This window comes from Bartonella sp. MR30HLJHH, from assembly GCF_042194195.1.
Classification (GTDB): Bacteria; Pseudomonadota; Alphaproteobacteria; order Rhizobiales; family Rhizobiaceae; genus Bartonella; species Bartonella grahamii.
In genome coordinates, this window is sequence record NZ_JBHIMO010000108.1 from 1 (window position 1) to 583 (window position 583).

The 583-nt window shown below is 37.4% G+C and carries 1 protein-coding gene; it reads left to right on the forward strand.

The annotated features are described in order from the left end of the window. Nucleotides 1-441 (forward strand): DnaB-like helicase C-terminal domain-containing protein (locus ACFIKR_RS09595; RefSeq protein ID WP_375659673.1); only part of this gene is annotated, 441 nt, incomplete at its 5' end. Nucleotides 442-583: the final 142 nt, after the last annotated feature.

Sequence of the window (583 nt, forward strand, 5' to 3'; positions counted from 1 at the left end):
GATTATATCCAACTCATGACAAGCGGTTCAAAGCGTTCATTAGAAAATCGCGTTCAAGAAATTACAGCCATTACCACCGGATTAAAAGCACTTGCAAAAGAACTCAATATTCCCATCATTGCTCTGTCACAACTTTCGCGTCAAGTTGAAAACCGAACCGATAAACGTCCCCAATTATCCGATTTACGTGAATCTGGTTCAATCGAGCAAGATGCCGACATTGTTTTGTTCGTCTATCGCGAAGAATACTATCTCAAAAATGAAGAACCCAAAGAAGGCACTGCTGAGTATAGCAAATGGCAAGATGCAATGGAGCAAGCCAAGGGTAAAGCCGAGGTTATTATAGCAAAACAACGCCATGGTCCGACAGGAATCGTTCCCCTTGCCTTTCAATCCGATTTTACACGCTTTAGTGATTTAGAACATAATGTAACACTTTAAATAATTGTTATTAGCTAACTGAAAACATTGTAAAAACACATAAAACATGTTATGATCTTTACATTATTTAATGGAACTTACAAACATGCTTAATAAAGTGATTTTAATTGGTCATTTAGGTGCCAATCCAGAAAGCAAAACA